The organism is Frankia gtarii, from assembly GCF_025403375.1.
Classification (GTDB): domain Bacteria; phylum Actinomycetota; class Actinomycetes; order Frankiales; family Frankiaceae; genus Frankia; species Frankia gtarii.
On record NZ_JAMPTM010000305.1, the window covers coordinates 1 to 7701 of the forward strand.

4 protein-coding genes and 1 pseudogene are annotated in these 7701 nt (G+C 67.9%); 2 read left to right on the top strand and 3 right to left on the bottom strand.

Annotated elements, in window-relative coordinates; genetic code table 11:
• Window positions 1-50 precede the first annotated feature (50 nt).
• Window positions 51-1292, bottom strand: coding sequence for an ATP-binding protein (locus NBZ83_RS27740; RefSeq protein ID WP_261570970.1), 1242 nt, complete (start codon window positions 1290-1292; stop codon window positions 51-53).
• A gap of 488 nt (window positions 1293-1780) precedes the next feature.
• On the opposite strand from NBZ83_RS27740, the gene NBZ83_RS27745 reads away from it, so the two are divergent.
• Both NBZ83_RS27745 and NBZ83_RS27750 read left to right on the top strand, forming a co-directional pair.
• Window positions 1781-1984 (top strand): hypothetical protein, encoded by a 204-nt coding sequence (locus NBZ83_RS27745; protein WP_261570971.1) that lies wholly within the window; start codon window positions 1781-1783, stop codon window positions 1982-1984.
• Between the two features lie 1039 nt (window positions 1985-3023).
• The gene (locus NBZ83_RS27750; RefSeq protein ID WP_261570972.1) at window positions 3024-5876 is read left to right on the top strand and encodes an ATP-binding protein; all 2853 of its coding nucleotides are present in this window, start codon (window positions 3024-3026) and stop codon (window positions 5874-5876) included.
• Here the strand turns inward: NBZ83_RS27750 and NBZ83_RS27755 are convergent.
• Window positions 5865-7028 carry an ISAs1 family transposase gene (locus tag NBZ83_RS27755; protein ID WP_261570973.1) on the bottom strand — a complete coding sequence of 388 codons (1164 nt, stop codon included), beginning with the start codon at window positions 7026-7028 and terminating at the stop codon, window positions 5865-5867. The genes NBZ83_RS27750 and NBZ83_RS27755 overlap by 12 nt on opposite strands.
• A gap of 422 nt (window positions 7029-7450) precedes the next feature.
• Window positions 7451-7701, bottom strand: a pseudogene (locus NBZ83_RS27760) (aminoglycoside phosphotransferase); the annotation flags it as partial.

Genomic DNA, 7701 nt, shown 5'->3' on the forward strand with positions numbered 1-7701 from the left:
GTCCGGTGGAGGGTTGGGCGGTGTGTCTGGTTGGCTGAAGGACAGTTCACTCATGAACTCTCATTCCTGGCTCCGGGCGGCCTGTCGACCAGCCGCAGGTGATCGGGCACCCAGTCGTGCCGCGTGAAGGGCTCGAGCGCGGTGGTCAACCGGTCGGCGAAGGGGATCGCGGTCGGGCCGAAAGCGTGTTCGAGCACCGACGGTCGCTGGGTGACGTGGGTGACGGCGGCGACGGCGGCGGCGTCACGGAGGTCCTGGCGCAGCCAGGTGACCACGGCCTCGAGCTGCTCGGCGCGGGTTCTCCCGGGGATCCGGCGACGCATCCAGACTTCCCGCTCGGGACTGCGCGGGTCGCGGCCGCCGCTCCCGTCGTCGGCCCCGGCCCCGGCGCCGTCGACAGCGTCGCCGGTCGGCGTCCCGGCACCGGGCGCTTGTCGAAGTCGTCCGCACGAGGTGGGGACGGTGTCGTCAGGCTGTGCCGGATCAGGTCCCAGCGAAACGGCGTTGCCAGGTAGCGCAGGGCATCGGCGTCGCAGCCCGAGTCGTTCCCGCGTAGCATCCGGGCGAGCGCGTTGCGGACATACAGGGACAAGCTCTATCTGATCCGTGGTGGGGCGCAGCGTCGAGGCGCGGGCCGCGACGGCCGCGTCCACGGCGTGCGAGAGCGCGCAGGCCACCACCCGGCTGCCGTGGTTCTGACCGGCGAAGGCGGCCCGGACCTCCTCGATCGGCACCGGGACGGTCCGACCGGTCAGGTGCGCGAGCACAGCGAGTTCCACCCAAAGGGTCAGCCAGCTCTGGTCGGCGAGCAGGTGCTGCGCGACGCGGATCTCGCGCAGAGTGCACGGCACCGCCCGACAACCGCTACCGTAGGTCGGGCTACGCCGTCCGATGATGTCGGTTATAGGTGCCAGCACCACGCCAGCACGGTCCTCGTCGGCTCGCCCGTCCCGCACCCGCACCCGAATCGGGCGGTCCATCCCGTCGGTGAACACGGCCGCCTCACCGGGCACCAGCGTGACGAGGTGGCGGGACTGTGCGTCATCGACATTCGTCGTGGCGCCGACGGTCGCCCTGCCGTCAAGGGCGGGCAGTCGGTGCACGATCTTCACTGCGGTTTTCTTGATCACGTCGAGGGCCAGCTTGCTGAGGATCTGCTCGGCGACGACCAGACCTTCGCCGTAGGCGCGCACCTCCGCGAGCAGGGACGCGAACATTTCCACGGCATGCGCCCCCGGCCCGGCCGCGCCCGGTTCGGGCCGACGCAGCAGCCGGTGTGCCTCCTCGATCACGGTGAGGTGGGCCAGGTACCGAGGCCGGGTGTCGTGTGCCTCGGTCCGCAGGTGCTCGGCCAGACGTATCAGTATCTGGCTGACGGCGTTGGCTCGGCGGTTTCGAAGGGCCGAGGTGTCTGGCCGCTGCGAGGCCGGCCATTCGGTGCGAGGTTGTGGCAACAACGGTTGAGTCAGGTCTGCTAGCACCGGCGCTGCCTGCCAGCCCCACCGAGCCGGCGACGCGAACAACCGGGCGGTGAGTTCCGCCGACCAGACCGAGCCTGATTCAGGGCCCTCCCGGTAGTGGCGTGTCGCGGCCCGGCCGGCCCCAGATGCCGATACCTCACCCGCATTCTCCTGATCTGCCTGGCCCACGGCCTCCGCCGCGACCGACAGGTCCCCCTGTCGTCGCTGATGATCCGGTCGAAACGGCGACGCCATTCTCCGTTCTTCATCCTACGGGCACCCCCGAGGTTCCTCGATCTGGCACTGCGGAACTATTGGGCGTGAACGAAGGAGAAAGCGAGGTAAAGAAATCCGAAGAAAAGCGCCAGTTTCACCAGGTTGACGAAGACTCCGCCCCCTCCGCCACTGTAATGCCGGGGAGCGTCATAGGACCGCCGGTGCTGGTGACCCATGTTCGGCCGGTGGGTGTCGGCCACATGGTTGCGAGCATGGCGTTGGTGGGACTCGACGTGGCGCTGGTGTGACTGCTGATTCTGCCAGATCTGGTTGAGCTGATTCGGGTCCATGATTCTTCTCCCGACGATATCGATCGTGGGTGTGGGTAGTGGCTCCGGCACGGCATTCCCGCGACGGAGCCGAACGAGGACCATCGGGCACATTTCGACCCGCCGTCCCTGGACAGGGCCCGGGGGCCCGGGGGAGATAGCTCAGGTCGACCTGCAGACAGACGTTCTGCCCGACGGCGACCCGGGCGGCGTCGCGGGCCACGCCCGCGCCAAGTGGAGTGAGGAACTCGCAGACCGTAGCCGCCAGAGGCTTCCGTTGGCGGTCTGGTCAGAGGGCCGTTGTCGGTTGTACCAAGTGCTCCGAAGTCGTAGGTCAGCTGGCCCTGAGGGCTCTACGGTCGCCTGCCGGCGTGTCGGACGGGGCGGCAATGTCAGTTGGAAGGCGACCGAAAAGTTCATTTCCGGCGTAGGTGGTCGTCGGGATCGCCTGGCGAGGATGGTCTCACAAGCAGTGCGGCCATCATCAGACGGACGCGAGTGCGCTGGGGATGGGAGGTGAACGGCTTCGCCGATAGACGGCTCGGTTGTCGGAAAACTTCGTTTTCCCTCGTGTCTCGTGAAGTGGATAAAGGTGTGCCGGTGCGTGCACCGTCATCCACGCTTCAGCCTCCGTCTGGTTCTGAGCGGGACCGGCCGGTCCCGCTCATAGCCGCTCGGAAGCTTCGACGAACTGCGGAACTGCAGTCAGCCGCTGAATGGGGTGCGCAAGCCGTTCATGCCGTTGATGGATTCACGCACCGGCTCGGCGCCGAGGAAGGCTCGGCCTACAGCTGCGGGCGCCCTCGGTCGGATGACACGACCTGACGGTAGTCCCACAGCCGACCCACCTACATACGGCTACTACCGAAGGTCTTTCGCAGGAGAGTGCGGGTGGAGCCGTAGGCTGTTGCCCTACGGGATCATGCGGGCGGGGGCTCGCAGCCTTCGGCTGTGTCCGTTCTGCCCGCGGTGCGTCCATGCGTCCGTGACAGGCCGGCGCGGGGGAGGCTGGGGCGACGTGAGTGGTCTGATCGAACGTGACGGCGAGTTGAAACGTGTCGAGGAGGTTCTTGCCTCGGCGGTGGCAGGCCGGGGGGCGGCGCTGCTCGTGGAGGGCGCGGCCGGAATCGGTAAGACCGTGCTGCTGGCAGCCGCCCGGGACCTCGCTGCTAGTCGCGGCGTACGCGTACTGTCGGCGACCGGCGCCGAGCTGGAGCGAGAGCATGCATTCGGCATCGTCCGCCAGCTTCTCGAACCCGTCCTGCGGCGAGCCGACCGCCAGCAGCGCGCGGAGCTGTTCGAGGGCACGGCGGCGCTGGCCGAGCCGGTCCTCATGGAACGGACGGACAGAACCGGAGGCACGCTGGGCGGCATCCTGTACGGCCTGTACTGGACATGCGCCAACCTGGCCGACCGCGCTCCGCTCCTGCTGGCCGTGGATGACGTGCACTGGGCAGACGATGCCTCTCTGCGCTTCATCTCCTACCTGGCCCGGCGCATGGTCGATCTTCCCGTGTTGCTGCTGCTCGCAGCCCGCCCGATCAGTAACGTCGGTTCCGACCTGGTCGACAGCACGCTGGCCGGGCTACGCCTGGAAACCCTCAGACTGGACGCGCTCAGCACCGACGCCGTGGGTGAACTCGTCCGTGAACAGTTGTCCGCCGATGCCGACGACGAATTCTGCCGGGCGTGCGCCCACGCCAGCGGTGGAAACCCGTTTCTCCTCACCGAGGCGTTGAACGCCCTGCGGGCCGACGGCGTCCACCCGGTGGCAGCCGAGACCGGCCGACTCGACACTCTGCGGGCCGACAACGTCTCGCGAGCCCTACTGGTCCGGCTGGCCCGCCTCGGCCCCGACGCGGCCCGGATGGCACGCGCGGTCACCGTCCTCGGCCCGGACGCGATGCTCTGGCACGCCGCGAGCCTTGCCGACCTCGAGGAGACCCGCGCGGCGAGCGCGATCGACGCACTCATCTACGAAGGGATACTCGTTTCTGGCCAGCCACTGACGATCGCGCATCCCCTCATCCGGACCGCAATCTATTCGGACACGGACAGCTCCCGACGTGCTCTCGCTCACAAGTGGGCCGCGCGGCTGCTTCAGGCCGGCAATGCCCCTGCCGAACGGCTCGGCATGCACCTGCTCAACTGCGAGCCCACCAACGATCAGTGGGTTGTTGCCGGGTTACGTGCGGCGGCGGCCGAGGCGCTGGCGCGCGGCGCTCCCGAACCGGCCACCGTCCTGCTGGAACGAGCGCTTGCCGAACCCCCTGCGGTCGAGGCGCTTAGCGGCCTGCTGCTGGAGGCTGGTCTGGCCCTGGGGATGGCAAACCGGCCCGACCGGGCGGCAACCGTGATGCGCGAGGCACTCGACCTGGCCACCGACCCCTCCGCTCAGGCCGAGATCGCGCTCAGCCTCGGGGCTCTGATGACGATGCTCGGCCGGGGTGATGAAGCCGTGGCGATCCTGGAACGAGTCCGCTCGAGTGGATTCCGCGACGAGCCCGACCTCTCGCGTCGTCTGCTCGCCGGGATCGCACTCGCCGATCTGCTCGCGGGCCAGCCGGTCGAGTCCTGGCTCGACCGGCTCGACCGGCTCACCTCCCGCGGCACCGCGGGCGAGACGGAGGAACGGGTGGCCCAGGCAACAGTCGCCTTCGCCGCGGCCGCCGTCGCCGACCGCTCCGCAGCGGATGTGGCGCAACTGGCAGAAGACGCCGCCGCCGGTCCGCTTCCCGCCGGCCGGCAGCACGCGCGTAACCGGTTCATCATCGTGAGCCTCGCCGGCCCCGCGTTGGCCATCGCCGACCATCTCGACCCGGCGTTGGCACTGTTCGCCGCCGGTATCGAGGCCGCCCAGCGGGACGGCGACGCAGCCGAGTTCGCCTACCTGTCGATCCTGCGCTCCCACACCGCGCTGTACGCGGGCCGACTGCTCGATGCCGAAGCCGACGCCCGCATCGCCCTGGACATCCACACCGACCACAACGGGCAGACCCCACTCGCCGTCGCGGTCCTGATCGACGCACTCGTCGACAAAGGCGCGACCGAGGACGCACAGGCCCTGCTGACCTCCCGTCAGCTCGACGGACCGGTCCCGCTCAACATGCTCGCGGCACACTTCTTCCACGTCGCCCGTGGACGGCTACGCCTGCGTCAGCACCGCCCCCAGGACGCTCTCACGGACCTGCGCCTCTGCGGGGACTCCCTGACCACATCCGGCTACACGAATCCGGGCTTTGCCCACTGGCGGGCAGAAGCGGCCCTGGCGCACCACGCACTCGGCGAACATGACGATGCCCGCCGACTCGCCGACGAGGAGCTCGCGCGCAGCAGGCAGTTCGGCGCCGCCCGCGCCCTCGGCATCGCCCTGCGGGTCGCCGGCCTCGTCACCGACGATCACCACCTCAGACTTGAACGGCTCCGCGAATCCGTCGCAGTGCTGGAAACCTCGCAAGCCCGGCTGGAGCGGGCCCGCTCCCAGATCGAATACGGTGCCGCACTGCGGCGCGCCCACGCACGCAGCGAAGCCGAAGAACAGCTACGCCTCGGACTGGACCTCGCCACCCGCTGCTCCGCGCAGCCACTGGCCGCGCAAGCTCGCCAGGAGCTCCGCGCCCTGGGAGTCCGCACCCGCAGAGCCGCTGTCAACGGGCCGGCATCGCTGACCGGCAGCGAGCGCCGAGTCGCACTCCTTGCTATTGAGGGCCTGACCAATCGCGAGATCGCGCAGGCCCTGTTCGTTTCCAAACGCGCCGTGGAACAGCACCTCACAAACACCTACCGCAAGCTCCGCATCGACTCCCGTCACGCCCTCGCCGAAGCACTCGGGGCCGAAGCCGGGCCTCGGCGAGGTAGCTCATCGTGTTGATCTGCTGCAGACGGTAGTGAGAAGTGGGAGGGCTCCGTAACGGTCGGCCGCGACATTTTCGAGGGTTTCTTTAGTCTTCCTGGTGCCATTGAGGCGGATCACACCGATGGCCAGGTTGCGGAAACTCGCGAGGGCATGGTTGGTGTTCCCCGTGTAGGTGGGGTTGGCAGCCTCCCGCCAAGCGGTATCGCGGGTGTAGTGGATTTCGTTTTCGATGCCCCAGTGCCCCCGGGCGTGGGCGTGGAGATATGCGGCGGTCGCGTTCTCGTCGGATGTGCTGGTGAGTATGAGGGCGTGTTCACGGCTGATACGTCTTCCGGTGAGGTCGAACTCGTCACGGCGGATGACGCCGGCTGTGGCGGCGTGTGGGCAATCGATCCCGTCGGCTGCCGTCGCCCAGGTCCTCCAGTTCTTGATTCTGCCATGGCCGCGTTCCCCGACCTCGTGGTGCGGTGCTTCCTGGAGCAACAGAAGGATCAGCTCGAATATCTTCCTTTCCAAAGTCGGCTGGTTTCGTTTAATGGTCATGATGTAGTCCATCCCAGCTTTCACGAGAAGCTCCGCGGTGTCGTGCTGGGCGTGGACGGCGTCGAGGGTCACCGCTGGCCTGCCAGGAATGTCCGGGAGTTTCCCGACCAGTTCTTCGACTTGGGTGATCTCGTTGGTGTCGTCGGGGACCCGGACCTGCGCGATGACCACACCCTCGCCGTGGAGCATCGCCGAGAGCAGTCTGACTTGGGTGTCCTCGTCGGACCAGGCGCCGCGCAGGACCTTGCCGTCGATCGCGAGGGCAACGTGTCCACGGGCGGTCTGTGCGCACAGCCAGGCGCCGAAGGCCGCGTCAAGGGCGTCCACATCGATTTTCTTCAGGAGCATGCGGACCGTCTTGCCCGAAGGCGCCCGACAGCTTCCGCGGAATCTGTCACGCGGAGCCCCCAGACGGGCGAGAAGAGGCTGCGGGAGGGCCGCGGCCCGGCGGTGGAGCTCGCGCAGGCATTTCGCGCCGGTAAGCGTCGCGACAAGTACCACGGCCAGAACGAAAGAAAGACTGTAGATCTTTCCCCTCCTGCGCCGTTGACCGGGAATCTTTCCCAGCATTCTCAGGAGACTTGTGATGTCACAGCGCTCGACGTCGAACGGGACGATGGACATGCCGGGGCCAGGCTGGCCTGATGACACGTGGTGGCCTTCTGTTCGTGCCAACAATGGTGGTTGGCGCTTTCATTGTCCGAACGGGAGGCCACTTTTCTCACAACACTGGTACCAAATCCTCCCATCGCATTACCCGCCGTTTCCCAAACCCGTCGAAGATGCCCTGCCCCGATCGCGCCAGGCGTCCACCGACGAGCGGGCGAAAGACTACTCCGGTCCGTCTGGCCAGCTGCTGACCGCACGCATTGCAGAAACCACGCTGCCAGGCTCCCGACCCCCGCGAGAGAGCCACCGATGTCACCACATCACGTAGTCGATCGAGATCGATATGCTACCTCCCCGCAGCCCTGCTCCTGGCCCTTCCCAACCTCCGCGACACCCCCTCAAGGAGGGGGGTGAAACAGTCGAAGTATGCCGCCGATCTACTCGCGGAATCGGGTCAGACGCTCGCTCAGGACCCGGTCGAGCGCCGCCCGTCCCGCCGGACCCCACGCCGGCTTGCCGCCGGGCAGGCCGCGGTCCCCGTTCTGGCCCATCAGCATCAGAAAGAGGCTCTTGCACGCGGCCAGCCCGCGGGCACGCCGGACCATCGCCTCGTCAGCCTCCGCGTACGCGGCGAAGAAGCGTGCGGCCGCGCCCGCCGGCAGCAACACCCAGGCGGCCGCCAAGTCCG

Excerpts from the sequence above, each read along its gene's own strand:
- NBZ83_RS27755 (WP_261570973.1), bottom strand. The coding sequence starts at position 7,028 with ATGTCCATCGTCCCGTTCGACGTCGAGCGCTGTGACATCACAAGTCTC.